Annotated in this window: 25 protein-coding genes; 9 read left to right on the top strand and 16 right to left on the bottom strand. The window is 64.6% G+C overall.

Annotated elements, in window-relative coordinates; genetic code table 11:
• The first annotated feature begins 73 nt into the window (after positions 1-73).
• Positions 74-970 (top strand): peptidoglycan DD-metalloendopeptidase family protein, encoded by an 897-nt coding sequence (locus NGM28_RS09260; RefSeq protein ID WP_252089863.1) that lies wholly within the window; start codon positions 74-76, stop codon positions 968-970.
• A gap of 54 nt (positions 971-1024) precedes the next feature.
• Here the strand turns inward: NGM28_RS09260 and NGM28_RS09255 are convergent, their stop codons facing one another.
• From NGM28_RS09255 to phoB, 3 genes are all read right to left on the bottom strand, one after another.
• Positions 1025-2365: a hemolysin family protein gene (locus tag NGM28_RS09255; protein WP_252089862.1), complete on the bottom strand. Its 1341-nt coding sequence runs from the start codon at positions 2363-2365 to the stop codon at positions 1025-1027.
• A 206-nt stretch (positions 2366-2571) separates the two neighbouring features.
• Positions 2572-3843 carry a phosphate regulon sensor histidine kinase PhoR gene (phoR, locus tag NGM28_RS09250; RefSeq protein ID WP_252089926.1) on the bottom strand — a complete coding sequence of 424 codons (1272 nt, stop codon included), beginning with the start codon at positions 3841-3843 and terminating at the stop codon, positions 2572-2574.
• 171 nt (positions 3844-4014) lie between these two features.
• Positions 4015-4704: a phosphate regulon transcriptional regulator PhoB gene (gene phoB, locus NGM28_RS09245; protein WP_011536427.1), complete on the bottom strand. Its 690-nt coding sequence runs from the start codon at positions 4702-4704 to the stop codon at positions 4015-4017.
• Between the two features lie 175 nt (positions 4705-4879).
• Here phoB and NGM28_RS09240 point away from each other — a divergent pair, with 175 nt between their 5' ends.
• Positions 4880-5248, top strand: coding sequence for a COG4315 family predicted lipoprotein (locus NGM28_RS09240; RefSeq protein ID WP_252089860.1), 369 nt, complete (start codon positions 4880-4882; stop codon positions 5246-5248).
• A gap of 95 nt (positions 5249-5343) precedes the next feature.
• Here NGM28_RS09240 and ubiA read toward each other — a convergent pair whose 3' ends face one another.
• Both ubiA and NGM28_RS09230 read right to left on the bottom strand, forming a co-directional pair.
• A complete protein-coding gene (gene ubiA / locus NGM28_RS09235) occupies positions 5344-6234 on the bottom strand; it encodes a 4-hydroxybenzoate octaprenyltransferase (protein WP_240066728.1) in 891 nt (296 codons plus the stop codon).
• Positions 6234-6791 (bottom strand): chorismate--pyruvate lyase family protein, encoded by a 558-nt coding sequence (locus tag NGM28_RS09230; RefSeq protein ID WP_240066727.1) that lies wholly within the window; start codon positions 6789-6791, stop codon positions 6234-6236. The genes ubiA and NGM28_RS09230 overlap by 1 nt, the downstream gene beginning before the upstream one ends.
• Positions 6792-7039: 248 nt before the next feature.
• Here NGM28_RS09230 and NGM28_RS09225 point away from each other — a divergent pair, with 248 nt between their 5' ends.
• The 4 genes from NGM28_RS09225 to NGM28_RS09210 all read left to right on the top strand — a co-directional run bounded on the left by NGM28_RS09225 (position 7040) and on the right by NGM28_RS09210 (position 9381).
• Complete coding sequence (locus NGM28_RS09225) at positions 7040-7207, top strand: rubredoxin (RefSeq protein WP_011536423.1); 168 nt, start codon at positions 7040-7042, stop codon at positions 7205-7207.
• Between the two features lie 33 nt (positions 7208-7240).
• Positions 7241-8389, top strand: coding sequence for an NAD(P)/FAD-dependent oxidoreductase (locus NGM28_RS09220; protein WP_252089857.1), 1149 nt, complete (start codon positions 7241-7243; stop codon positions 8387-8389).
• Between the two features lie 187 nt (positions 8390-8576).
• On the top strand, positions 8577-8873 hold the full coding sequence (locus NGM28_RS09215) for an HU family DNA-binding protein (RefSeq protein WP_011536421.1): 297 nt from the start codon (positions 8577-8579) through the stop codon (positions 8871-8873).
• A 133-nt stretch (positions 8874-9006) separates the two neighbouring features.
• On the top strand, positions 9007-9381 hold the full coding sequence (locus NGM28_RS09210; protein ID WP_011536420.1) for a hypothetical protein: 375 nt from the start codon (positions 9007-9009) through the stop codon (positions 9379-9381).
• Positions 9382-9469: 88 nt separating this feature from the next.
• Here NGM28_RS09210 and NGM28_RS09205 read toward each other — a convergent pair whose 3' ends face one another.
• The 6 genes from NGM28_RS09205 to exbB all read right to left on the bottom strand — a co-directional run bounded on the left by NGM28_RS09205 (position 9470) and on the right by exbB (position 16199).
• The gene (locus tag NGM28_RS09205; protein ID WP_252089855.1) at positions 9470-10879 is read right to left on the bottom strand and encodes an HDOD domain-containing protein; all 1410 of its coding nucleotides are present in this window, start codon (positions 10877-10879) and stop codon (positions 9470-9472) included.
• A 78-nt stretch (positions 10880-10957) separates the two neighbouring features.
• A complete protein-coding gene (gene recG / locus NGM28_RS09200; protein ID WP_252089853.1) occupies positions 10958-13036 on the bottom strand; it encodes an ATP-dependent DNA helicase RecG in 2079 nt (692 codons plus the stop codon).
• A gap of 4 nt (positions 13037-13040) precedes the next feature.
• Complete coding sequence (locus NGM28_RS09195; protein ID WP_011536417.1) at positions 13041-13967, bottom strand: hydrogen peroxide-inducible genes activator; 927 nt, start codon at positions 13965-13967, stop codon at positions 13041-13043.
• Between the two features lie 94 nt (positions 13968-14061).
• Complete coding sequence (locus NGM28_RS09190) at positions 14062-14796, bottom strand: energy transducer TonB (RefSeq protein ID WP_252089851.1); 735 nt, start codon at positions 14794-14796, stop codon at positions 14062-14064.
• Positions 14793-15221, bottom strand: a complete 429-nt coding sequence (gene exbD, locus NGM28_RS09185; RefSeq protein WP_252089849.1) for a TonB system transport protein ExbD — start codon at positions 15219-15221, stop codon at positions 14793-14795. The genes NGM28_RS09190 and exbD overlap by 4 nt, the downstream gene beginning before the upstream one ends.
• A gap of 3 nt (positions 15222-15224) precedes the next feature.
• Entirely contained in the window at positions 15225-16199 is a 975-nt protein-coding gene (gene exbB / locus NGM28_RS09180; RefSeq protein WP_252089848.1) for a tonB-system energizer ExbB, read from the bottom strand.
• Positions 16200-16391: 192 nt separating this feature from the next.
• On the opposite strand from exbB, the gene NGM28_RS09175 reads away from it, so the two are divergent.
• Positions 16392-17246 (top strand): SDR family oxidoreductase, encoded by an 855-nt coding sequence (locus NGM28_RS09175; protein WP_252089846.1) that lies wholly within the window; start codon positions 16392-16394, stop codon positions 17244-17246.
• An 82-nt stretch (positions 17247-17328) separates the two neighbouring features.
• On the opposite strand, the gene NGM28_RS09170 is transcribed toward NGM28_RS09175, so the two are convergent.
• The 5 genes from NGM28_RS09170 to NGM28_RS09150 all read right to left on the bottom strand — a co-directional run bounded on the left by NGM28_RS09170 (position 17329) and on the right by NGM28_RS09150 (position 22017).
• A complete protein-coding gene (locus NGM28_RS09170) occupies positions 17329-18057 on the bottom strand; it encodes a hypothetical protein (RefSeq protein ID WP_252089844.1) in 729 nt (242 codons plus the stop codon).
• Positions 18058-18115: 58 nt separating this feature from the next.
• Complete coding sequence (gene ridA, locus NGM28_RS09165) at positions 18116-18496, bottom strand: deaminase RidA (protein WP_011536411.1); 381 nt, start codon at positions 18494-18496, stop codon at positions 18116-18118.
• A 23-nt stretch (positions 18497-18519) separates the two neighbouring features.
• Complete coding sequence (gene spoT / locus NGM28_RS09160; protein ID WP_240066719.1) at positions 18520-20628, bottom strand: bifunctional GTP diphosphokinase/guanosine-3',5'-bis pyrophosphate 3'-pyrophosphohydrolase; 2109 nt, start codon at positions 20626-20628, stop codon at positions 18520-18522.
• 59 nt (positions 20629-20687) lie between these two features.
• Complete coding sequence (gene rpoZ, locus NGM28_RS09155; protein ID WP_008091595.1) at positions 20688-20951, bottom strand: DNA-directed RNA polymerase subunit omega; 264 nt, start codon at positions 20949-20951, stop codon at positions 20688-20690.
• A gap of 190 nt (positions 20952-21141) precedes the next feature.
• Complete coding sequence (locus NGM28_RS09150; RefSeq protein ID WP_213658910.1) at positions 21142-22017, bottom strand: LysR family transcriptional regulator; 876 nt, start codon at positions 22015-22017, stop codon at positions 21142-21144.
• Positions 22018-22224: 207 nt separating this feature from the next.
• On the opposite strand from NGM28_RS09150, the gene NGM28_RS09145 reads away from it, so the two are divergent.
• Positions 22225-23607 carry a glutamine synthetase family protein gene (locus NGM28_RS09145; protein WP_502943844.1) on the top strand — a complete coding sequence of 461 codons (1383 nt, stop codon included), beginning with the start codon at positions 22225-22227 and terminating at the stop codon, positions 23605-23607.
• 4 nt (positions 23608-23611) lie between these two features.
• On the top strand, positions 23612-24385 hold the full coding sequence (locus NGM28_RS09140; protein WP_252089842.1) for a gamma-glutamyl-gamma-aminobutyrate hydrolase family protein: 774 nt from the start codon (positions 23612-23614) through the stop codon (positions 24383-24385).
• Positions 24386-24424: the final 39 nt, after the last annotated feature.

Below are 24424 nucleotides of genomic sequence, written 5' to 3'. Positions count from 1 at the left end.
ACCAGCTGTAACAGCTTGTCTCTATCTGGGCTGCTAGTCTTCGACAGACCATAACTGTCACAAAGCCATCATCATGCCCGCCCGCTTGCTGCTGTTCTGTGCCTTGCTCTGGGCCTCAGCGCCGAGCTTGGCCATGACCATCTACAAGACCACCGACAACTTCGGCGTGGTCTCCTATTCCGACCGCCCAAGCCCGGGTGCCAAGCCGTTCATCTTCCGTGAGCCGATGGTCGAGCGTTTGGACCGCCAGGTGCGCCTGCAGGCCGAACCTTTCCCCGGTGGTGTGCGCTTCATCGCACGCAACGAGCTGTACGTGCCGCTGGAAGTGGAACTGCGCGTGGACAAGCTGGCCAACGCTTTTGGCGGCAACGCGCCGCGCGTCGTGCGGCGCGTGATCGGGCCACGCTCGAGCAAGGTGCTCAGCGTAGTGCTGGCCGCCCCGGGTGGGCCGTTGAAGTATTCGAGCACGTTCAACTACGCCATGGGCGACCCGATCCAGCGTTCCGAGGGCTATCGCTACCCATTCCCGTGGAAAGGCGGGCCGTTTCGCCTGACCCAGGGGCCCAACGGTCGCTTCAGCCATTTTGGGCCCAAGGGCCGCTATGCCATGGACATTGCCATGCCCGAGGGCACGCCGATCATCGCGGCGCGCGGCGGCGTGGTGGTGAAAGTCGAGAACAACCAGAGCGGGCGGGGCACCAACCCGTCGGGCAACTTCGTGCGCATTCTCCACCCGGACGGCACCATGGGCGTGTACCTGCACCTGATGCGTGGCTCGGTGGTGGTGGCGGAGGGGCAGCGGGTGGTGCTGGGGCAGGCGCTGGCCAAGTCGGGCAATACCGGCAACAGCACCGGGCCGCACCTGCATTTCGTGGTGCAGCGCAACGTGGGGTTGGCGTTGGAGTCGATTCCGTTTCAGTTCGACCGGCCGATCGGCGGGTTGCCGAATTTCACGGCGGGGAATCCGTGAGGTTCGCCGGCAAGCCGGCTCCTACGGGAGCGGGCTGTGCCGGCGAGCCGGTGCTCAATCGAGCTTGAGCACCTTGGCCAGCACGATCTTCGGCCCTTTCATCTTCTTGATGATGATGCGCAGGCCTTCGACCTCCAGCACTTCCTCTTCCTCGGGCACGCGCTTGAGTGTCTCGTAGATCAGCCCGGCAAGGGTTTCCGCCTCGATGTGATCCAGGTCGATACCCAACAGGCGTTCGACCTTGAACAGCGGCGTGTCACCGCGCACCAGCAGCTTGCCCGGCTGGTAGGCGAGGATGCCGCGCTCGGTCTTGCGGTGCTCGTCCTGGATATCGCCCACCAGCACTTCCAGCACGTCTTCCATGGTCAGGTAGCCGATGACCTTGCCGTCGGCTTCCTCGACCAACACGAAGTGCGCGCCACCCTTGCGGAACTGCTCCAGCAGCTGTGCCAGCGGCATGTGCCGCGACACGCGCTCCAGCGGGCGGGCCAGGTCGACGAGGTCGACGGTCTCGGGCAGGTGCTCCAGTTCGGCCAGCTCCAGCAGCAGGTCCTTGATATGCAGCAGGCCGGTGAACTCCTCGCGTTCGGCGTCGTACAGCGGGTAGCGGCTGAACTTGTGCCGGCGCACCAGCGCCAGGATCTCCTTGAGCGGGGCATGGGCGTCGATGCTGACCATGTCCTCGCGGGAGTTGGCCCAGTCGACCACCTCGAGCTCGCCCATTTCCACGGCCGAGGCCAGCACGCGCATGCCTTGGTCACTCGGGTCCTGGCCTCGGCTGGAGTGCAGGATCAGCTTGAGCTCCTCGCGGCTGTAGTGGTGTTCGTGGTGCGGGCCGGGCTCACCTTGCCCGGCGATGCGCAGGATGGTGTTGGCGCTGGCGTTGAGCAGGTAGATGGCCGGGTACATCGCCCAGTAGAACAAGTACAGCGGCACCGCGGTCCACAGCGACAGCAGCTCAGGCTTGCGGATGGCCCAGGATTTGGGCGCCAGTTCGCCGACCACGATGTGCAGGTACGAGATCACGAAGAAGGCGACGAAGAACGAGATCGCCTTGATCAGCTCGGGGGTATTCACGCCCACGGCGGCCAGCAACGGCTCGAGCAGGTGGGCGAAGGCCGGCTCGCCGACCCAGCCCAGGCCCAGGGAGGCCAGGGTGATGCCCAACTGGCAGGCCGAGAGATAGGCGTCGAGCTGGTTGTGCACTTTGCGCAGGATGCTGCCACGCCAGCCGTGCAGCTCGGCAATGGATTCGACCCGGGTGGAACGCAGCTTGACCATGGCGAACTCGGCGGCCACGAAGAAGCCGTTGAGCAGCACCAGGAACAGGGCAAAGAGAATCATGCCGAAATCGGCGAACAACGAGGTGAGGCTGATACCAGGGGAAGGGTCCATGATGGAGTTTTTACGGGGTCCGTCTTTGAGAAAGGGAGAAAAAAAGTGCCAGCGATGGCTGGCACAGGGGATCCAATGTAGCGGCTGAAGCCGCAAAAGCAAAGGGCCGTGGTCTTGTTGGGGCACTTTGCGCCCATCGCCGGCAAGCCATCTCCCAGGGTAGGCGCCGGCTTGCCGGCGATGGGCTGCAAAGCAGCCCGGCAATATCAACCTTTGCTCACCGCAAATTGTGCCGGCGCAAAGTGACAGGTAAAGGTGCTGCCATGCCCCGGCACGCTGCTGATCTCCAGGCGCCCGCGATGGCGCATCAGCACGTGCTTGACGATCGCCAGGCCCAGCCCGGTGCCGCCGGTGTTGGAGGCGCGGCTGGAGTCGACCCGGTAGAAGCGTTCGGTCAGGCGCGGCAGGTGCTTGGCCTCGATGCCCACCCCCGAATCCTGCACCGACAGGTGCGCGCCCTGTTCGTCGGCCCACCAGCGGATACGGATGTTGCCTTCGTCCTGGGTGTACTTGACCGCGTTGAACACCAGGTTGGAAAACGCGCTGCGCAGCTCCGACTCGCTGCCCTTCAGGCGAATACCGGGCGCGGCTTCGAGTGTGATGCGCTGGTTGCGCGGGCCGGACAGTGCCTGGGCGTCGTTCTTGATGGCGCTGAGCAGGGTGTCGACCAGCACCGGCTGGTTGTCCGACGGATAGTCGGTGGCTTCGAGCTTGGCCAGCAGCAGCAGGTCGTTGAGCAGGGTCTGCATGCGCGAGCCTTGCGCGCTCATCTGCTGCAGGGCACGGCTCCAGCGCGGGTTCACGTCCTCGACGTTGTCCAGTAACGTCTCCAGGTAGCCGGTAATCACCGTCAACGGCGTGCGCAGCTCGTGGGAGACGTTGGCGACGAAATCCTTGCGCATCTGCTCGAGCTGGTGGATGCGGGTGACGTCGCGCACCAGCATCAGGTGCTCGTTGTTGCCGTAGCGGGTCAGGTGCAGTTGCACCCGCAGGCGGTCGTTGATCGGCGAGGGTATTTCCAGCGGCTCGGCGTAGTTTTCCGACTCGAAGTACTCCTTGAACCGGGGGTGGCGCACCAGGTTGGTCACCGGCTGGCCGCCGTCCTGCGGGGTCTTGAAGCCCAGCAGCGTTTCGGCGGCGCGGTTCCACCATTCCAGGTTGCCGTCGCTGTCGAGCATGATCACCGCGTCACGCAGGGCCGCGGTGGACTCCTGGACCCGGTCGATCACCGCCTGCAGGCGGCCGCGCACGCGCTGGTCGCGGCGTTGCAGGTGGTAGATGCTGTCGAACACTTCGCCCCACAGGCCGTAGCCGTCTGGCGGCGCCTCGTCGGGTTGGTGGTTGCGCAGCCAGTCGTGCAGGCGCAGCAACTGCTTGAGCGTCCAGCCCAGGTAGAACGCCAGGCCGATGGCCAGGCTCCAGCCGTAGTAGCCGCTGACCAGCCCGCCGATCAGGCAGGCGGTGATCAACAGGAGCATGTGGCGAATCAGGGTCGCGTGCCAGTTCGGGTTCAATTACGGATCCTTCGGGTCCAGCTGCAAGTTGCAAGCTTCAAGTTGCAAGAAGAAGCGGATCGGTGGTGCTGCTAGTCCTTTTGCGGGCCTGACGCTACGAGCTTTTACTTGCAGCTTGGGGCTTACAGCTTGCAGCTAGCTTTTGGTGGAGAAGCGGTAGCCGGTGCCGCGGACGGTTTGTACCAGATTTTCGTAGGCTTCACCCAGCGCCTTGCGCAGGCGACGGATGTGCACGTCGACGGTGCGCTCCTCGACGTAGACGTTGCCGCCCCAGACCTGGTCGAGCAACTGGCCGCGGGTGTAGGCGCGCTCCTGGTGGGTCATGAAGAACTGCAGCAGGCGGTATTCGGTGGGGCCCATCTCGGCCGGCCGGCCGTCGATGGTCACGCGGTGGCTGATCGGGTCGAGCAGCAGGCCGCCGACTTCGATCGGCGCCTCGCTGTCGCTAGGGCCGGTGCGGCGCAGCACGGCCTTGAGCCGGGCCACCAGCTCGCGAGGGGAGAACGGCTTGGTGATGTAGTCGTCGGCGCCGACTTCCAGACCCTGGATCTTGTTGTCCTCTTCGCCCTTGGCGGTGAGCATGATGATCGGGATGTCGCCGGTCAGCTCGTCGCGCTTGAGGCGGCGGGCCAGCTCGATGCCCGAGGTGCCCGGGAGCATCCAGTCGAGCAGGATCAGGTCCGGCTTGCGGTCGACGATGATGGCGTGAGCCTGTTGCGAGTTCTCGGCCTCGAGGCAGTCATAGCCGGCCATTTCCAATGCAACGGCGATCATCTCGCGGATAGGCGCTTCGTCGTCGACGATCAGAATGTTTCTGCCAACCATGCTCAATTACCTCTCCCAGGAACGGTGTCTTGGCCCGCATTAGATAACGGAATTATTGCAGCTGTGTGACAGGGTGTTGGCCATTCTGGCGACATTGCGTGACTGGGCTAGGCTTCATTGGGCCGCCCAGGCGGCGGCTGAACCCCTCCGAGCCCCCGAAACAATGGTGATTCCAATGACACGACATACGCTGAGCTGGATGGCCCTTTGCGCTGCGCTGGCAGTGCCGGGGGTGGCGTCCGCTCATCACGCCGAAGAAAAAGGCGGCATGTGGGTCGATCACAACGGCATGACGCTGTACACCTTCGACAAGGATGCCGGCGGCAAGTCGATGTGCAATGGCGACTGCGCCGGTAACTGGCCGCCGCTGAAAGTCCAGGATGGCGAAAAGGCCGAGGGCAAGTGGTCGCAGATCAAGCGTGACGATGGTTCCATGCAGTGGGCCTACGACGGCAAGCCGCTGTACACCTTCGTCAAGGACAAGAAGGCCGGGGACATGACCGGCGACGGCATGAAGGACGTCTGGCACGTGGCCAAGCCTTGAGCCAGTGATACCTCCGTTCGCCGGCAAGCCGGCCCCTACAAGTTCACGCACAACACCTGTAGGAGCCGGCTTGCCGGCGAACGAGGCCGGCGGCGTCACCGCAAGGCGTAATCCAGTACCACCCCGATGAAGATCAGCATCCCCGCCCAATGGTTGTGCAGGAATGCCTTGAAGCACGCCTCACGGTCCAGCTTGCGCGTCGACCAGAACTCCCAGGCAAAGCAGGCCGCCGCCGCCAGTAGCCCCAGGTGGAACCACCCACCCAGGTCGAAGCGATTGCCCGCCAGCAGCAGGCAGCCCAGCGACAGCAACTGCAAGGTCAGGATGATCACCCGGTCGGCCTCGCCGAACAGGATTGCCGTGGATTTCACCCCGATCTTCAGGTCATCGTCGCGGTCGACCATGGCGTAGTAGGTGTCATAGCCCACCGTCCACAGCAGGTTGGCGATGTACAGCAGCCAGGCACTGGCCGGCAGTTCGCCGCCCGCGGCGGTGAAAGCCATGGGGATGCCCCAGGAATAGGCAGCGCCCAGCACCACCTGCGGGTAGTAGGTGTAGCGCTTCATGAACGGGTAACAGAACGCCAGGGCCACGGCGCCGAACGACAGCCACACGGTCGTGGCGTTGGTGCACAGCACCAGCAGGAAGCTCACCCCCACCAGCAAGGCGAACAGCATCACGGCTTCCCGAGGCTTGACCCGGCCACTGGCCAGTGGCCGGTCGGCGGTGCGCTTGACGTGGCCGTCTACCTTGCGATCGGCGAAGTCGTTGATGCAGCAGCCGGCGGCGCGCATCAGCACCACGCCCAGGGCGAAGATCAGCACGTTCTTCAGGCTGGGCGAGCCGTTGCCGGCGATCCAGACCGCCACCAGCGTCGGCCACAGCAGCAGGTAGATGCCGATCGGCCGGTCCATGCGGCTCAGCTGGACGAAGTCCCAGGCCCGAGGGTGCAGGCGGTTGAGCGACTTGAGCAGTTGCAGGTACATCAGTGGGTTTTCTCCTTGGCCGCTTGCCAGAGCGCTGGCAGGAACACCTCGGCCACCAGCAGGTCGAGGCCGCTACGCTCGAAGCGCGAGCGCCGCCCCCACAACCCTTCATGGGCCACTTCGGTGGGCAGCCAGCCTTGTGGATAACGGCAGGCCTCGAGGGGGTGGCGCATGAAGGCCTGGTCGCAGAACAGTAGCTCGCCCAGCGAGCGACTGCCGAGTGTTTCAAGGTCCAGGCCACCACGTTCCAGCACACTTCGCCCGGCCACGCTGCGGGCGAACACCCAAGGTTGGCCGTGGCCACGCAGATAGACTTCGCGCACCCAGCCTTCCTCGCCGGGCGCCAGGCCCAGGGCCGCGCACTCGTCGTCGCGCAGCGGTTGCCAGCCCTCGAACAGGGGCGTGACGCTGAAGTGATCGTGGGAGAGGCGGGTCAGGCGGCGGGTCAGGGAGCCCTCGTCGAACAGCCAGTCGAGCGTCGGCTGGTCGAGGGTGGTCGCCAGCTGTGGATACGGCAGCCACGCGACAGCGGCTGCTTGCGGGGTTTCGTACGGCACGTGGGTATGCTTGATACAGGCCAGAGAGGCGGCGAGCTTAGCATGTTTGCCCTGACTGCTTGCATACTGCTGGCAGGGCCAGTACAAAGCCCACACGAATTGCGCGGTGGCCCCTTCGCGGGCAAGCCCGCCTCTACAAGTACAGCGCAGCCTTCGGGATTTGCACGTTCTCTGTAGGCGCGGGCTTGCCCGCGAAGAGGCCATCAGCGACAACGCATCAGAAAGGCCTGACCGAGGAACAGCAGTAAATGAAGAAGTGGCAATGCATTGTCTGTGGCTTGATCTATGACGAAGCCGAGGGCTGGCCGGACGACGGCATCGCCCCGGGCACCCGTTGGGAAGATGTACCGGAAGACTGGCTGTGCCCCGACTGCGGCGTGGGCAAGAGCGACTTTGAAATGATCGCCATCGGCTGATCGACCCCCTGACCTGAACAAGGAAGAAACGACATGACGTCCCCCGTGGTGATCATCGGTACCGGCCTGGCCGGCTACAACCTGGCGCGAGAGTTTCGCAAGCTGGACGGCGAGACGCCGTTGTTGCTGATCACCGCCGACGACGGTCGTTCCTACTCCAAGCCCATGCTCTCGACCGGCTTCGCCAAGCAGAAGGACGCCGACGGCCTGTGCATGGCCGAGCCTGGTGCCATGGCCGAGCAGCTCAAGGCCGAGATCCGCACCCATACCCGCATCAGCGGCATCGACCCAGGCCACAAGCGCCTGTGGATCGGCGAGGAAGCGGTCGAGTACCGCGACCTGGTACTGGCCTGGGGCGCACAGACCGTGCAGGTGCCGGTCGAGGGCGATGCCGGTGAGTTGATCTTCCCGATCAACGACCTTGAGGACTACGCACGCTTTCGCGCTGCCGCCGCAGGCAAGCAACGCGTATTGATCCTGGGGGCCGGTTTGATCGGCTGCGAGTTTGCCAACGACCTGACCTTGGGTGGTTTGCAATGCGAAGTAGTCGCCCCCTGTGAGCAGGTCATGCCGACCCTGCTGCACCCAGCCGCCGCCGCTGCCGTGCAGGCCGGCCTGGAAGGGTTGGGCGTACGCTTCCACTTGGGCCCGGTGCTGACCCGTCTGCTGCACGCCGGGGAAGGCCTCGAAGCACACCTGTCCGATGGCCGCGTGATCGCCTGCGACCTGGTGGTCTCGGCCATCGGCCTGCGCCCGCGCACCGACCTGGCTGCCGCCGCAGGCCTGCAGGTCAATCGCGGCGTGGTGGTCGACCGTCAGCTGCGCACCTCCCATGCCAACATCTTCGCCTTGGGGGACTGCGCCGAAGTCGAAGGCATCAACCTGCTGTACGTCATGCCGCTGATGACCTGCGCCCGCGCCCTGGCCCAGACCCTGGCCGGCAACCCGACGGCGGTCAGCTACGGGCCGATGCCCGTCACCGTGAAGACCCCGGCCTGCCCGCTGGTGGTGTCGCCACCCCCGTATGGCCAGGAAGGAACCTGGCAAGTGGAAGGTCAGGGCGCCGACCTCAAGGTGCTCTGCCACGGTGCCGACGGCCAGTTGCTGGGTTACGCGCTGACCGGCGGTGCGGTGATGGAGAAACTGGCGCTGAACAAGCAGTTGCCAGCCCTGATGGCGTAAATAGCGGGCGTTCTGTCGGATTTATCCTGTTCTTGCCGCGACAATGGCCGCCCAGACACTGGCGCGGCCCCGGACGGCGTGCCATTCTCACTGGCGTCTACCGCAGACTAGAGCCTGCGGTGCCTTGAGCGCTGCTTCCTTCGGCAGCACGGCATAACAACAAGAATTCCGTCAAAGAGGCTTCACTATGCGTAAACCAGAACTCGCCGCCGTCATCGCCGAAAAGGCCGATCTGACCAAGGAAAAGGCCAATATTGTCCTGAACGCGATTCTCGATAGCATCACCGGCGCGCTCGACAAGGACACCGTCACCCTGGTCGGTTTCGGCACCTTCGAAAAACGCCACCGTGGCGCCCGCACCGGCAAGAACCCGCAGACTGGCCAGCCGGTCAAGATCAAGGCCAGCAACACCGTTGCCTTCAAACCGGGCAAGAACCTGCGCGACAGCGTCAACGCCCCGGCCAAGCCTGCCAAGAAAAAGTGATTTGCAGGTCATCCTGACGGGCGCCGAGAGGCGCCCGTTGCGTTTCTGGTAAGCAAATGCGGCGAACTTGCATAATCAGGGCGGGAAACGGATAAACTGCGCGCCTCAGTCATTTTTCATTCGAGGGGCGTTGATGAAGTTTCGTTTTCTTCTCTGGGCCATGGGCTTGCTGATGGCCAAGGCCAGCCGCAACAACCCGGCGTTCCAGCAGCAACTGCAGGACAAGGACCTGGTCTTCCAGATGCAGACGCTCGACGGCAAGGTTGCCCGGCACTTCATCGTCAGTGGCCAGCGCATCAGCAGCAAGGGTGGCCTGCACCCGCAGCCGGCGTTTGCCATCGCCTTCAAGGACGCCGCCTACGGCTTCGCCACATTGCAGGCCGGCAACAAGCAGCTGGCGTTCATGCAGGGGATTCAGGACAAGAGCATCCAGATCAAAGGCAACCCGGCGCTGGTGATCTGGTTCCAGGGCTTGATGAAGTACCTGAAACCGAAGAAGAAAGCGTAGGAGCGGCTTGAGCCGCGATGCAGGTACCGCGGCTTCTGGCACCCGCTTCGCGGGTGATCGCGGCTGAAGCCGCTCCTACAGGGCGGCCTTAGTGCGAATGCGGCACATGGAATTGCGAAGCCAGCTCACGCAGCAATGCTTCGGCCTCCAGTACCTTGTTCACCACTTCATCGGCCTTTTCACGGGTCAACCCCAGGCGCTCGAGCAGCGCTTCAGGGATATCGTCCTGCGGCCCTGAGCCAATCCCCCGGGTACGCAGCAGGCGGATAGCCAGGCACACCAGGTTGGGGAACGCCGCGTGCTCGCCGTCGTAGGACGGATCGTGCTGGAAGCGCAGCGCGGTGGTCAGTTCATCGGGCATGTCCCACAGCTTCATCAGCCAGGCGCCGATCTGCTCGCGGCTGATCCCCAGCAAATGCTGCTCCACATAGCTGTGGCACAGGTGCGGGTTGACCTCCAGATGGCGGCAGATCAGCGAAAAGTGTGGCGGGAACACGTGGGCCAGCAGCAAGTAACCGAAGTTGTGCAGTAGCCCGGCCAGGTAGGTCAGGCCGGCCTCCGGGCGCTCGGCGCGTGGCATCGCGCGGGTCAGGCCTTCGATTACCGCTGCGGTGTAGATCGACTGCTGCCAGTACGGCGTGGCCTGTTGCGGGTGGTCCTTGGGCAGGCTCAGGGTCTTGCCCAGGGCCAGGCCCAGTGCCAGGTTGATCACCAGGTCGAAGCCCAGCACGCGGACGATGGCGTCTTCCACCGAACGGATCTTGCCGGGCGAAGCGTAGTAGGGCGACGCGGCCCAGCTGACCACCTGGGCGGCCAGCGCCGGGTCGGTTTCCACCACGCCGGTGATGTCGTCGATGCTCGCGTCGGGGTCGACGCGCAGCTTGATGATCTTCTGCGCGGTGTCAGCCAGTGGCGGGATCTCGATGGTTTCTTCCAGGCGTTTCTGGATGCGTCGGGCGGTGAACTCTTGCACCGCCTTGGTGATTTCCTGGGAGTCGTCATGCGGGCGGTCGAGGTTCGGGCGGATGTCCTTGACCTCTTGGCCGAACGTGCTGGCGCTGGCCTTGGCGAGCAGCTTGCGGAAGGCGGCCCGTTCGATTTCCAGCAACACGCCGGTTTCGCCGGACTGGATCAGCAGCTTGTCGTTGTCGAGCAGGCTCTTTTCATACTGGCAGGGCGAGCTGGTCAGGGCAGGGATGGCCGGCAGGGTCTTGAGGTGGTGTTTATCGAGCATCTGGTTCAGACGCTTCAACGGCACCGCCGTGAGGTTGCGGCCAGTCAGCTCTTCAAAGCGCTTGAGGTCCAGCAGCTGGCTCTGCGGGAACAGCACCAGCATGGCGCCGATCTCATCGTCGAGCAGGGCTGCCTGCACCCGTGAGGCGGCAGGCTGTTGCGGGTGATCGGGCACCTCGCGATAGGTTACGCCGAGTTTGTCGAGCAACAGCCGGATGACAGACGGTGCGGTTGGGGTTGCAGTATCCAGGGCAACTTCAGTCATGGTCTGTATCCAATCATTCTTTTAAACGCGAAGTATAACCAGCCTGACCGACAAGCTGGATCCATATTGGGACGAGCGTCACACCTGGCCATATTGCTGGCCGTGGCGCAGCCAACGGTCGAGCAGCGGGCTGACGTGGCCCGGCCAGCGTGCCAGCAGCGCCTGGGCGGCATCGCGCACGGCGGGCAGCAGGTCGGCGTCGCGCATCAGGTCGGCGACCTTGAACTGCAGCAGGCCGGTCTGGCGGGTGCCGAGCATTTCGCCGGGGCCTCGCAACTCCAGGTCCTTCTCTGCTATGACGAATCCGTCGTTGGTTTCCCGCATTATGCCCAGGCGCTCGCGGCCGATTTGCGACAGCGGTGGGTGGTACAGCAGCACGCAATGGCTGACCGCGCTGCCCCGGCCAACCCGGCCACGCAGCTGGTGCAACTGGGCCAAGCCCAGGCGTTCGGGGTTTTCGATGATCATCAGGCTGGCGTTGGGGACATCCACGCCCACCTCGATCACCGTGGTGGCGACCAGCAGTTGCAGTGCACCGGCCTTGAACTCGGCCATCACCGCCGCCTTCTCCGCCGGTTTCATGCGCCCGTGGATCAACCCCACGCGCAGTTCGCCCAGCGCACTGCCAAGCTCCTCGAAAGTGCTTTCGGCGGCCTGGCAGGTCAGTTCTTCGGACTCTTCGATCAGGGTGCACACCCAGTACGCTTGGCGCCCTTCGGCGCAGGCAGCGCGGACCCGCTCGACCACTTCGAAGCGGCGACTATCGGCGACCAGCACAGTGTTGACCGGGGTACGGCCAGGCGGCAGCTCGTCGAGGATCGAAGTGTCCAGGTCGGCGTAGGCGCTCATGGCCAGGGTGCGTGGGATCGGGGTGGCGGTCATGATCAACTGATGAGGACACAGCTGGCCCATGACGCCTTTCTTGCGCAAGGCCAGGCGCTGCTGTACCCCGAAGCGGTGCTGCTCGTCGATGATCGCCAGGGCCAGGTGCTTGAACTGCACTTCGTCCTGGAACAGCGCGTGGGTGCCGACCACCATCGGTGTGCCGCTGGCGATCTGCTCCAGGGCGCTGGCGCGGGCCTTGCCCTTGAGCTTGCCGGCCAGCCAGGCGACTTCGATGCCCAACGGCTCGAGCCAGCGCTTGAAGGTGATGTAGTGCTGTTCGGCGAGGATCTCGGTGGGCGCCATCAAGGCAACCTGGTAGCCGGCTTCCAGCGCCTGCAAAGCAGCGAGGGCGGCGACCACGGTCTTGCCGGCGCCGACGTCGCCCTGCACCAGGCGCATCATCGGTTCGGGCTGGCTGAGGTCGTAGGCGATCTCGTTACCCACGCGCTGCTGGGCGCCGGTCGGGCTGAAACCGAGGTTGGCCAGGTACTGCGCGGGCAGGCGGCTGGCCTTGGGCAGCACCGGTGCGCGCAGGCTGCGCAGGCTCTCGCGCAGGCGCTGCTGCGACAGCTGGTGGGTAAGCAGTTCTTCGAAGGCCAGGCGATGCTGGGCCCAGTGATGGCCTTCGGCGAGTTCGTCCAGATCGGCGTCGGACGGCGGGTTGTGCAGGTAGCGGATCGCGTCGCTCAACGGTGCCAGTTGGTAGTCGCGTGCCAGTTCGTCCGGCAGCCAGTCGGGCAGGCTGCGCGGGCCGAGCTGGCCCAGGCTCTGCTGGCACAGCAGGCGCAGGCGCTGCTGTGTGAGGCCTTCGGTGGTCGGGTAGATGGGCGTGAGCGTCTGCTCGACCGGTGGCGCCGGCTCGCTGCCATTGAGCGCCCGGTACTCGGGATGGTAGATCTCCAGCCCCGAGGCGCCAGGGCGGGCCTCACCGTAGCAACGCAGATGGGTGCCGCGCTTGAGGCCCTCTTTCTGCGCATTGCTGAAGTGGTAGAAGCGCAGGCTCAGTACACCGGTGCCATCGCCCAGGCGCACCACCAGGCTGCGGCGCTTGCCCATGGTCACGTCGGCGCCACTGACCACGCCTTCAATGACCGCGTCCTGGCCGGGCCGCAACTGGCCGATAGGGACCACGCGGGTACGGTCCTGATAGCGCAGCGGCAGGTGGAACAGCAGATCCTGCAGGTTCTCCAGGCCGACCTTGGCGAGTTTTTCCGCCATGGCATCGCCAACGCCCTTGAGCGCCGTGACCGGGACGTTCGACAGCTCGGTCATGGGCTCAGGCCGGTTGTTCCACGGGCGCCTTGGCCACCGAGCAGAGGCGGATCGAGTCGGCGAGGATCTCGATGGCCTTCGGCCGCGGGAAGCTGGCGCGCCAGGCGATGGCCACAGTGCGGAACGGTGCCGGCGCGGTCAGCGGGCGAACTTCGATGACACCGGGCGCATAGTGGTGGCTGTGCACTGCGGATAGCGGCAGGATCGACACGCCCAGCCCCGAGGCAACCATGTGACGGATGGTTTCCAGCGAGCTGGATTCGACTGTGGTGTGTTTCGAGCCTTCACCGCCCTTGTTGAGCGTTGGGCAGGCTTCCAGTACCTGGTCGCGGAAGCAGTGGCCTTCGCCCAGCAGCAGCAGGCTCTTGTCGTTGAGCATGGCCGTGTCGATGGTGTCTTTCTGCGTCCAGGGGTGGTCTGCGGGCATCAGTGCGCAGAACGGCTCGTCATACAACGGCAGCGTCAGCACGTCGGCTTCGTTGAACGGCAGGGCGATGATCACTGCGTCCAGTTCGCCGTTGCGCAGCTTCTCGCGCAGCACATGGGTGAAGTTCTCTTCGATGTACAGCGGCATCTGCGGCGCCACGCGGTGCAGTTGCGGGATCAGGTGCGGGAACAGATAGGGACCGACGGTATAGATGGCGCCGACCTTGAGCGGGGCGGTGAGCTGGTTCTTGCCGGCCTGGGCCAGTTCGCGGATGCCCTGGGCCTGCTCCAACACCTTCTGCGCCTGGGCGACGATGCTCTCGCCGACCGGCGTCAGGCGCACCGCGCTCTTGCTGCGCTCGAAGATCAGCACGCCCAGCTCGTCCTCGAGCTTCTTCACGCCGACCGACAGCGTGGGCTGGCTGACGTGGCAACGCTCGGCCGCGTGGCCGAAGTGCTGCTCCTGGGCGAGGGTGACGATGTAGCGAAGTTCGGTGAGGGTCATAACGTGCGTCCATGAAGTTGCGGCCCCAGCATAGCGGCTGCAATCGATAGACGCACGTTATCAGACTTGCCGTTTTGTGACAGAAACAAAAGTGTCAGCGTCGGTCCAGGGAATAGACGAACGGCGCCACAACTTCGATCGTGCCATTGTTCAGCAGCTCCGCTGGCGGCTTCGGTACCGTGCCGGCGCGACGGATCATCTCCAGGGTTGCCCGGTCCAGTGCCGCGCTGCCCGAGCCTCCGGCCAGCGAGTACGAGACCACCTTGCCCTCGGCGTCGACCACGAAGCGCAGGCGGTTGATGCCCTGCAGGCCGCGACGACGAGCGTCTTCCGGGTACTTCTTGTACTTGGCCAGGTGGCGCAGCAGGTCGCTCTGCCAGCTGGGCAGGGCATTGCTGTTGGAGGCGATGCTCGGTGCCGGCGCGGCCGATTTCTGCGGCTGTGCGTTGCTGGGCGGAGTGTCCGCCACGTCATCCTTGGCCGGTGGCTCATCCTTCGGCGGCTCAGGCTTTTTCTCAGGCTTGGGCGGCTGTGGCTTGGCCTTGGGCTTGGGCGGCTTGGGGATGGCGATCTTTGGCTTGGGCGCCTCCACCAGCTTGGGCAGTGGTGGCTCCTCGACCGGCGTCGGCGGTTTGGGCGCTGCCTTGGGCTGTGGTGGTGGCGCCGGCTCCGGCAGCGGCGCCAGCTCGACCATCATTGCTGCCGGGGGCAGCTCGATGGCCTGGGGCACCGACCAGTTGAGCGTCAGCACCACGGCGACCACGTGCACGCTCAGCACGATGGCCAGGCTGGTGCCGTAGCGCGCCATGTTCGAGCGCGTTTTCGTCATTTCTTGGCTGCCGTCTCGAGTCCGACCAGACCGACCTTGAGGTAGCCGGCCGCGCGCATGGTGTTCATCACTTCCATCAGGTCGCCGTAATCGACGCCTTTGTCAGCCTGGAAGAAGATGGTGGTTTCCTTGTCGCCCTTGGTCTTGGCGTCGAGCATCGCGCCAAGCTGGTCGGATTGGGCCACCTGGTCATCACCGACGTACAGCTTCTTGTCGGCCTTGACGCTGACGAACACCGGCTTCTCGGGCCTCGGCGCGGGTTTCGCGGTCGAGGCGGGCAGGTCGACCTTGATGTCGACCGTGGCCAGGGGCGCCGCGACCATGAAGATGATCAGCAGCACCAGCATCACGTCGATGAACGGCGTGACGTTGATTTCGTGGTTCTCGGCGAGGTCGTCGCCACCTTCGTTGAGATGCAGGCCCATGGCTTACCCCACTTTCACCATGTGTGGGGCGGCGCGCTCGCTGCCTTGGTGGTCCAGGTCACGGCTGACCAGCAGCAGCACCTGGGCGGAGGCGTCGGAGACCTGCGCCTTGTAGCCGGCGATGGAGCGGGCGAAGACGTTGTAGATGACCACGGCCGGGATCGCCGCGACCAGGCCCAGCGCGGTGGCCAGCAGGGCTTCGGCGATACCTGGGGCGACCACGGCCAGGTTGGTGGTCTGGGTCTTGGCGATGCCGATGAAGCTGTTCATGATGCCCCACACGGTACCGAACAGGCCGACGAACGGCGCGGTGGAACCAATGGTGGCCAGCACGCCGGTGCCGCTGCTCATGTTGCGGCCGCTGGCGGCGACCAGGCGCTCCAGGCGGAAGCTGACACGCTCCTTGATGCCTTCCTTTTCGCGTGCGTTGGCCGACAGGCGCATCTCTTCGAGGGCGTCGTGGACCAGGGTGTGGGCCAGGGTGCCTTCCTTGTTCGAGACATCGCTGGCTTCCTTCAGGCTCACGGAGCGCTTCAGGGCGGCGATTTCGCCACGCAGGCGACGCTTGGCGCCCATCAGCTCGAAGCCTTTGGCGATCCAGATGGTCCAGGTGATGATCGAGGCGAGGGCCAGGCCGATCATCACGGCCTTCACCACCACGTCGGCGTTCTTGTACATGCCCCATGGGGACAGGTCATGGGCCATGCCCAGCGAGGTGTCCTCGACCAGTGCCTGCACATTCTCGTCGGCCGGTGCCGGGGCTTGCAGCGCGGTGCTGCCTTCGGCGGGTGCGGCGGTCGGGGCCTGGCCTTCAGCTGCCGGTGCTGCCGGGGCGCTGGCTGCGGCCGGGGTGGTGGCCTGTGCGGTTGGCTCATCGGCCATGGCAGCCGGGGCCAGCACCAGGCTGAACATCAGCGCGGCGATGGCGCGCCAGGCGCGCGACGGGGTAGGCGAAGCGGAAGGTTGAGTACGTGTCATGCTGGCCGGACCTGATGAAGAGAAATGGGTTGAGTTCTTCGAGGCCTCGAGGCGGGCCGAGAACAGACAAGGCGGCCATTATTGCAAGTAATTCTTGTTAACAAAAGTAATGTGATTGCTTTTTTTGACCTTGGTATAGCCGTTGATCGCCCTAAACCGATAGCCTGCGTCTTTCGGATTAGGAGATTTGGCATGTCAGACGTTTCAGCTTTGATCGTGGGTTGCGGTGATGTGGGCAGTCGCCTTGCCCGCCAACTGCTTGCTCAAGGCTGGCAGGTCAGCGGCTTGCGGCGTTCGGTCGATCAACTGCCGGAAGGCGTGCGGCCCATTGCCGCCGATCTTTCCGATCGCCGCCAACCCGAGGCCTGGCCTGAGCGTGCGCCTGACTACCTGGTGTACTGCGTGGCCGCCAGCCAGCATGACGAGGCGGGATACCAGGCTGCCTATGTCGAGGGGCTCCGCCATGTGCTGGGATGGCTTGCCAGCAATGGCCAGGCGCCACGCCGCCTGCTGTTCGTTTCCAGCAGCAGTGTCTATGCGCAGCAGGATGGCGAGTGGATCGACGAGACCGCCAGCACCGCGCCTGAAGGCTATTCCGGCAAGGTGATGCTGGAAGCGGAGCGCCTGGCCCTCGAAAGTGGCGTCCCTGCCAGCATCGTGCGCCTGACCGGTATCTATGGCCCGGGCCGAGAGTGGCTGCTGAGTCAGGTTCGTCAGGGCTATCGAGTAGCCGAGGAGCCGCCTTTGTATGGCAACCGGATCCATGCCGAGGATGCCGCGAGCCTGCTGGCGCATCTGCTGCAGGCTGATGCCAAGGGTGTGGCGCTCGATGATTGCTATATCGGTGTGGATGACGATCCGGCGCCGCTGGCGGACGTGGTGGCCTGGTTGCGCGGGTATCTTGGGGTAACCGAATGGTCGGATGAGCAGCGCGTGCGGCGTACTGGCAGCAAGCGTTGCAGCAATGCGCGGGCGCGGGCGCTGGGCTGGGTGCCGCAGTATCCGAGTTATAAAGAGGGGTATGCGGCCATTCTGGCAGGGCGTTGAGTGGCAGTTCGCCGGCAAGCCGGCTCCTACAGGTGACGCGCAATCTGTAGGAGCCGGCTTGCCGGCGAATGGGCTGACTCGGTCAGTCCTTCTCCAGCACCCACTGCCGGGCACCTGCGGCCAACTGCGGCATCTCGTCAGGCTGCGCACGGTTCACCGCCTGGAAGATCTCCAGGGTGTCGCCGTCACGCTTGAAGATCCACGGTGCGCCGCGTTGGTTACGCTCCAGCCACAGGCTGTCGTTACCATCGCCCATGGTCGCGCAGTCGCCGGCCAGGCACAGGGCGAAGCGATCCGGGCCGGGCAGGCCGGTCACGCTGCCGGTGTCGCTGAAACGCACCACGGCGCCTTTGCCCTGGCCTTCGACAATTTTCCAGTCGCCGCCCAGGTAAGCCTTGTAGAGCGTTCTTTCGAAGGTACCGCCCAAGGGGGCGTTGCCATCGGCCGCCTTGGCGCGGGCGAAGACTTGCTCATGGCCTGAAGGATCGATGGCCTGCAGTTCATCGCCATCAAGCTTGAGCTGTTCATTCAGGCCGCCCTCGAAGCTGACCTGCCAGTCTTTCTCGTTGGCGCTCAGGCGGCCATCGGCCGCTTCGAAGCCGTTGCTGAAGCTGGCTTGCTGGTTCTTGACGTCGATCTTCCATTCGAGCACCGGCCCGTGATCGTTCAGGGCCTGACGCAGGCTTATGCCTTTGGCGGCGGCGTCGATAGCGGCCTGGTTGATCCAGGTACCGTTGAAATCTTCAGGTTTATGGCTGGCGCAGCCGCCCAGGAGCAGGGCTGCCAGCGCGAGAGGCAATGCGTGGCGCATGGTGGAAACCTTGGGGCAGGAAGGGGCGGTGACGGGCGTGGGGCCCGTCACCGGAGTGTCACTCGAGGACCAGGATGGCGTCCATCTCGACCTGGGCGCCCTTGGGCAGGGCGGCCACGCCGATGGCGGCGCGGGCCGGGTAAGGCTGTTCGAAGTAGCGGCCCATGATCTCGTTGACCTTGGCGAAGTGGCTCAGGTCGGTGAGGAAGATGTTCAGCTTGACGATGTCCTTGAACGAACCGCCAGCAGCCTCTGCAACCGACTTCAGGTTCTCGAACACCTGTACGGTCTGGGCCTCGAAGCCTTCGACCAGCTCCATGGTTTTCGGGTCCAGCGGGATCTGACCCGACATGTACACGGTGTTGCCGGCCTTGATCGCCTGCGAGTAGGTGCCGATGGCGGCAGGGGCCTTGTCGCTGTTGATGACAGTCTTGCTCATGATGACTCCTTGCGGTTGGCGGACTACGCACGCATCCGGGTGATGCGGACCACGCCGGTCAAGGTACGCAGTTTCTTGATCACGCGGGCCAGGTGCACGCGGTCGTGCACGCTGACCACCAGTTGGACCACGCTGATACGGCCGTCGCGTTCGTCCATGCTGATTTTTTCGATGTTGCCGTCGGCGGCGTTGACGCTGCTGGCCAGCAGGGCGATCAGGCCGCGCTGGTGCTCCAGCTCGACGCGCAGTTCGACGTTGAACTCGCCGGTGACGTCCTTGGCCCAGGAGAGTTGCAGGCACTTCTCCGGGTTGTGGCGGACTTCACTGATGTTGCGGCAGTCTTCCAGGTGCACGACCATGCCCTTGCCCGCCGACAGGTGGCCGACGATCGGGTCGCCCGGGATCGGGGTGCAGCACTTGGCGTAGCTGAGCACCAGGCCCTCGGTGCCACGGATCGCCAGCGGGCCTTCCGGCGCCGGCAGTTGTTCGCCTTCGGCCGACAGCAGGCGGCGAGCGACAACATAGGCCATGCGGTTGCCCAGGCCGATGTCTTCGAGCAGGTCTTCGACCAGCTCCAGGCGATACTCGGTGAGGATGCCCTGGATGCGCTCCTGGGGGATCTGCTCCAGGCTGCTGTCGAAGCCGGTCAGCACCTTGTTCAGCAGGCGCTCGCCGAGGCTGATCGACTCGGAGCGGCGCTGTTGCTTGAGGGCGTGGCGGATGTGCGTACGCGCCTTGCCGGTGACCACGAAGTTGAGCCAGGCCGGATTGGGGCGCGCGCCCGGGGCGCTGACAATCTCGACGGTCGAGCCGCTCTGCAGCGGTTCGGACAGCGGCGCCAGGCGGCGGTTGATGCGGCAGGCGATGCAGCTGTTGCCGACGTCGGTGTGCACCGCGTAGGCGAAGTCGACGGCGGTGGAGCCTTTGGGCAGCTCCATGATCCGGCCTTTGGGGGTGAAGACGTAGACCTCGTCCGGGAACAGGTCGATCTTCACGCTCTCGATGAATTCCAGCGAGTTGCCGGCGCGTTGCTGCAGCTCGAGGATGCCCTTGACCCACTGGCGGGCGCGGGCGTGGCTGCCCTTGGGCTGTTCTTCCTCGTTCGACTTGTACAGCCAGTGCGCGGCGATGCCGTTGTTGGCCATCTCTTCCATTTCACGGGTGCGGATCTGGATCTCGATGGGTACGCCGTGCATGCCGAACAGCGTGGTGTGCAACGACTGGTAGCCGTTGGCCTTGGGGATCGCGATGTAGTCCTTGAACCGGCCGGGCAGCGGCTTGTACAGGTTGTGCACGGCACCAAGCACGCGGTAGCAGGTGTCGACCTTGTCGACGATGATGCGGAACGCGTACACGTCCATGATCTCGGTGAAGGCGCGGCGTTTGCCGCGCATCTTCTTGTAGATGCCATAGAGGTGTTTCTGCCGGCCGCTGACTTCGCCCTCGATGCCGTCGGCGGCCAGGCAGTTGGCCAGCGAGGTCTCGATCTTGGCGACGATTTCCTTGCGGTTGCCGCGCGCGCTCTTGACTGCCCGGTGGATCAGCGACGAGCGCATCGGGTGCATGGCCTTGAAGCCCAGGTCCTCGAACTCCACGCGCACGGTGTGCATGCCCAGGCGGTTGGCGATGGGGGCGTAGATCTCGAGGGTTTCCTTGGCGATGCGCCGGCGTTTTTCGCCGGACAGCACTTCCAGGGTGCGCATGTTGTGCAGGCGGTCGGCCAGCTTGACCAGGATCACGCGGATGTCGCGGGCCATGGCCATGGCCATCTTCTGGAAGTTTTCGGCTTGCGCCTCGGCTTTCGTCTCGAAGTTCATCTGGGTCAGCTTGCTGACCCCGTCGACCAGTTCGGCGACGGTCTCGCCGAATTGCTGGCTCAAGGCTTCCTTGGCGATGCCGGTGTCTTCGATCACGTCGTGCAGCATGGCCGCCATCAGGCTCTGATGGTCCATGTGCATGTCGGCGAGGATGCTGGCGACCGCCAGCGGGTGGGTCACGTAGGGCTCGCCGCTGCGGCGGCGCTGGCCATCGTGGGCCTGTTCGGCGTAGAAGTAGGCGCGCCGGACCAGGTTGACCTGGTCGGGGCCCAGATAAGTCGACAGCCGTTCGGCGAGGGCTTCTATACCCGGCATGGTTTCACCTCTTGCTGAAGAAGAGGGCCTTGCGCCGCACGGTGTCGACTGGGCATCAATCAGACGGCCTCGTTGTTCTCGTCCTCGAACGCGGCGAATACCGGATCCTCGGTGACGATCTCTTCGGCGGCGATGAACTCTGGGGTGACGATGCCTTCGGCGATTTCACGCAGGGCGACGACGGTTGGCTTGTCGTTTTCCCACGCAACGCGTGGTTCTTTGCCGCCGGTAGCGAGCTGGCGGGCGCGCTTGGTCGAGAGCATGACCAGCTCGAAGCGGTTATCCACGTGTTCCAGGCAGTCTTCAACAGTTACGCGGGCCATGGTCTTCCTCAGTAGCAAATGCGGTAGGCGTGCGCCCAGAATGGGCAGGCGGACTCGATAGTTTAAAAAATCACCAGCCAATAGGGAAGGGCTGTTTTGTCGGGTGCTCTTCCGGCCGGTACTGTTCGCGGGCTAGCCTGACTCGGACGATAACGGTTCCTGTTACCCGAAAACAACCGGCCTTGGCGCGTTAACGCAACATTGCGTCGCGTAGGCGTGGGGTCAATTCCTCGAACAGCGTCTGCACCGAGCGCAACGCTCGGCAATCCGGCCGGGTCAGCAGCCACAGTTGCGTGTCGCAGCCGGGCAACGGGCCGCTCAACGCTTCCACGTCCGGCAGGTCGTGAACCATGTAGTCGGGCAGCGCCGCCACGCCCAGGCCGGTGGTCACCAGTTGGGCGATGGTCGACATGCCGCTGCATTGGTAGCGTGGGACCAGCCCGGGGTGGTGCTGGTTGCGCCAGACCACGGTGGCATGGTCCTGCATGGAGTCGTCGGGGGCGATCCACGGCACGCTGGTGGCGGACGCCTGGAGCCGTTCGCGCAGCTCCGGGCGGCCACAGATCACATAGGAAGTCGAGCCCAGGCAACGGCCAACCAGATGCTCCGGTGGGGTGTTGGTCAGGCGCAGGGCGATGTCGGCATCGCGCCGGCTGAGGTTGGCGAAGGTGTTGGAAGTGCCCATCTCCAGCGACAGCGCGGGGTAGTTGGGCATGAACTCGGCCAGTGCCGGCAGCAGCAGGCTGTGCAGGACGGCTTCGGTGCAGGTCACGCGGACCGTGCCGCTGACCACTTGCTCGCCGCTGGTCAGGGCGATGCGCGCCGCATCCAGCGCCTGTTCGGCGCGCTCGGCCTGCTCGGCGAGGGCCTGGGCGGTGTCGGTGGGCAGGTAGCCCTTGCGGCTCTTGACGAACAAGGCGGTGCCCAGCGCCGACTCCAGTCGCCGGATCGAGCGGAACACCGTGGAAACGTCGACCTTGAGCAGTTCGGCGGCCTTTGCCAGCGAGCGGCCGCGCTCCAGTGCCAGGACCAGTGAGAGGTCGGCGTGGTTGATCTGATATTGCATTGATGCACGCTCTGCTTGCCGAAATGCCAATGTCTGTTGCGTGGAGGCCATTTTATAGTGGAACGGCCCCCGGGAATCAATGCAGCCGGTCGGCAACCAGCCCCCACGATGGGTCAGTGAAAAGAACAACAGCAATTCCATCGTCGCCCTTCGAGGCGTCAGCCGTAGCCCCCCACATCGCCGCTCCGAATCAAAGGATGTACAGCCATGACGTCGGTCTCTCCGTGCGCCAGTTCTTCCCGCGAGATGAATGAATTCCTGGATGCCCATCCGGATACCCAATACGTCGACCTGCTGATCTCCGACATGAACGGCGTGGTGCGCGGCAAGCGCATCGAACGCGCCAGCCTGCACAAGGTGTACGAGAAGGGCATCAACCTGCCGGCCTCGCTGTTCGCCCTGGACATCAACGGCTCGACCGTCGAGAGCACCGGCCTGGGCCTGGACATCGGCGACGCCGACCGCATCTGCTACCCGATCCCCGGCACGCTGTCGGACGAGCCGTGGCAGAAGCGCCCGACCGCGCAGTTGCTGATGACCATGCACGAGCTGGACGGCGCGCCGTTCTTCGCCGACCCGCGGGAAGTGCTGCGCCAGGTGGTGAGCAAGTTCGACGACCTGGGCCTGGATATCTGCGCCGCGTTCGAGCTGGAGTTCTACCTGATCGACCAGGACAACCTCAACGGCCGCCCGCAGCCACCGCGCTCGCCGATCTCGGGCAAGCGTCCGCAGTCCACCCAGGTGTACCTGATCGATGACCTCGACGAATACGCCGACTGCCTGCAGGACATGCTCGAAGCGGCCAAGGAGCAGGGCCTGCCGGCCGATGCCATCGTCAAGGAAAGCGCACCGGCGCAGTTCGAAGTGAACCTGCACCACGTCGCCGACCCGCTGAAGGCCTGCGATTATGCGATCCTGCTCAAGCGCCTGATCAAGAACGTCGCCTACGACCATGAGATGGACACCACGTTCATGGCCAAGCCCTACCCGGGCCAGGCCGGCAACGGCCTGCATGTGCACATCTCGCTGCTGGACAAGAAGACCGGCAAGAACATCTTCGCCCAAGAAGACCCGCTGCAAAGCGACACCCTGCGCCACGCCATTGGTGGCGTGCTGGAAACCATGCCGGCGTCGATGGCATTCCTGTGCCCGAACATCAACTCCTACCGCCGCTTCGGCGCCCAGTTCTATGTGCCCAACGCGCCAAGCTGGGGCCTGGACAACCGTACCGTGGCGGTCCGGGTGCCGACCGACAGCAGCGAGAACGTGCGCATCGAGCACCGCGTGGCCGGTGCCGACGCCAACCCGTACCTGATGCTCGCGGCGATCCTCGCCGGTATCCATCACGGCCTGACCAACAAGGTCGAGCCGGATGCGCCGATCGAAGGCAACTCGTACGAACAGCTGGAACAGAGCCTGCCGAACAACCTGCGCGATGCCCTGCGCGCGCTGGATGACAGCGAAGTCCTCAACCAATACATCAGCCCGGACTACATCGATATCTTCGTGGCCTGCAAGGAGAGCGAGCTGGCCGAGTTCGAAGTGTCGATCTCCGACCTCGAGTACAACTGGTACCTGCACACGGTGTAAGCCCATGAGCGCAATTGCGGTCCCCTTGATCGGTGTCAGCGCCTGCCGCCAGCAGGTGGGGAAGAACTCGTCGCACACGGTAGGCGACAAGTATGTCGAGGCCGCGGGCTTTGCGGGGCTGCCGCTGATCCTGCCGGCGCGTGATCGCGGCAGCGACACGCAGGCGCTACTGGCGCGCCTGGACGGCATTCTTTTTACCGGTTCGCCTTCAAATGTCGAGCCGCATCATTACAATGGCGCGCCCAGCGCGGAAGGCACCCGGCACGATCTTGCCCGTGACCGTCTGACCTTGCCGCTGCTGCAGGCGGCGATTGCCGCCGGTGTGCCGGTGTTCTGCGTCTGTCGTGGCTTCCAGGAATTGAACGTGGCCCTTGGCGGCAGCCTGCACCAGCGTGTGCAGGAATTGCCCGGCTACCTGGACCACCGTGAACCGGAGGATGCACCCCTGGAGGTGCAATACGGCCCTCGTCATCCCGTCGGTATCGAGCCGGGCGGGATGTTCGAGCGCCTGGGCCTGGCTGCGCGGTTCGAGGTCAACTCGCTGCACAGCCAGGGCATCGACCGCCTGGCCCCGGGCCTGCGCGTCGAGGCACGGGCCCCGGATGGCCTGATTGAAGCGGTGTCGATGCCTGATGCGCCGGGCTTTGTACTCGGTGTGCAGTGGCACCCTGAATGGCGTTTCGCCGAAAACCCGGTTTCGCTGCGCCTGTTCGAGGCGTTCCGCGAGGCCTGCATTGCCCATGCTGCACGGGAAGGTGTGCGTCCGAAAACAGTGTGACGTTAGCCGAAGGTCCTGGATGACCGTGCCCCCATTGCA

Source organism: Pseudomonas sp. MWU13-3659 (assembly GCF_023757525.1).
Taxonomy (GTDB): domain Bacteria; phylum Pseudomonadota; class Gammaproteobacteria; order Pseudomonadales; family Pseudomonadaceae; genus Aquipseudomonas; species Aquipseudomonas entomophila_E.
Note: the sequence above shows the minus strand (reverse complement) of the source record. Positions and strands in the feature narration are given on the sequence as shown.